General features: G+C 54.9%; 1 rRNA gene. It reads right to left on the bottom strand.

Annotated elements, in window-relative coordinates:
* Positions 1–115: 115 nt before the first annotated feature.
* Positions 116–1,668: ribosomal RNA gene (locus ACZYX4_RS17620) — 23S ribosomal RNA — on the bottom strand; the annotation flags it as partial.

Genomic DNA, 1,668 nt, shown 5'->3' on the forward strand with positions numbered 1-1,668 from the left:
TGCCGTGTGACGGGTTTGTTGTTTGGGAACCACATAGTGGACGCAAGCAGTCTTGTTATCTTTGTACTCTCTTCATGGTGTGAACGTCTTTTGAATCCGTTCACGAAGGGAGTGTGTGGTGTAAGTTATCGGCCTATTAGTACCGGTCAGCTTCACGAGTCGTTAGTCCTCGCTTCCACATCCGGCCTATCAACCCAGTGGTCTGGCTGGGGGCCTCTCACACACAAGGTGTATGGAAATCTCATCTCGAAGCGAGCTTCCCGCTTAGATGCTTTCAGCGGTTATCCCATCCGAACGTAGCTAATCAGCGGTGCACTTGGCAGTACAACTGACACACCAGAGGTTCGTCCGTCCCGGTCCTCTCGTACTAAGGACAGCCCTTCTCAAATTTCCTGCGCGCGCAGCGGATAGGGACCGAACTGTCTCACGACGTTCTAAACCCAGCTCGCGTACCGCTTTAATGGGCGAACAGCCCAACCCTTGGGACCTACTCCAGCCCCAGGATGCGACGAGCCGACATCGAGGTGCCAAACCATGCCGTCGATATGGACTCTTGGGCAAGATCAGCCTGTTATCCCCGAGGTACCTTTTATCCGTTGAGCGACGGCCATTCCACAATGTACCGCCGGATCACTAGTCCCGACTTTCGTCCCTGCTCGAGATGTCTCTCTCACAGTCAAGCTCCCTTGTGCACTTACACTCGACACCTGATTGCCAACCAGGCTGAGGGAACCTTTGGGCGCCTCCGTTACTTTTTAGGAGGCAACCGCCCCAGTTAAACTACCCATCAGGCACTGTCCCTGACCCGGATTACGGGCCGAAGTTAGATGTCCAAAGTGACCAGAGTGGTATTTCAACGATGACTCCACCCGAACTGGCGTCCGGGCTTCAACGTCTCCCACCTATCCTACACAAGCCACTCCGAACACCAATACCAAACTATAGTAAAGGTCTCGGGGTCTTTCCGTCCTGCTGCGCGTAACGAGCATCTTTACTCGTACTGCAATTTCGCCGAGTTTATGGTTGAGACAGCGGGGAAGTCGTTACTCCATTCGTGCAGGTCGGAACTTACCCGACAAGGAATTTCGCTACCTTAGGATGGTTATAGTTACCACCGCCGTTTACTGGGGCTTGAATTCTCAGCTTCGCCTTGCGGCTAACCGGTCCTCTTAACCTTCCAGCACCGGGCAGGAGTCAGTCCGTATACATCGTCTTGCGACTTCGCACGGACCTGTGTTTTTAGTAAACAGTCGCTTCCCCCTGGTCTCTGCGGCCCCTGCACGCTCCGGACAGCTTGTGTCCATCACGATGGGGGCCCCCCTTCTCCCGAAGTTACGGGGGCATTTTGCCGAGTTCCTTAACCATAATTCTCTCGATCGCCTTAGTATTCTCTACCTGATCACCTGTGTCGGTTTGGGGTACGGGCGGCTAAAACCTCGCGTCGATGCTTTTCTAGGCAGCATAGGATCACCGAATCCCCCCTTACGGGAGTCCCATCGGGTCTCAGGCATCATGAACGGCGGATTTGCCTACCGTTCGCCCTACATCCTTAGACCGGGACAACCATCGCCCGGCTCGGCTACCTTCCTGCGTCACACCTGTTAATACGCTTGCCTCCCAGGATCAGGTCCCGCGCTCCACCAAAACCCTCCACCCACAAGGGGTGTC

The organism is Pseudarthrobacter leeuwenhoeki (genome assembly GCF_055412885.1).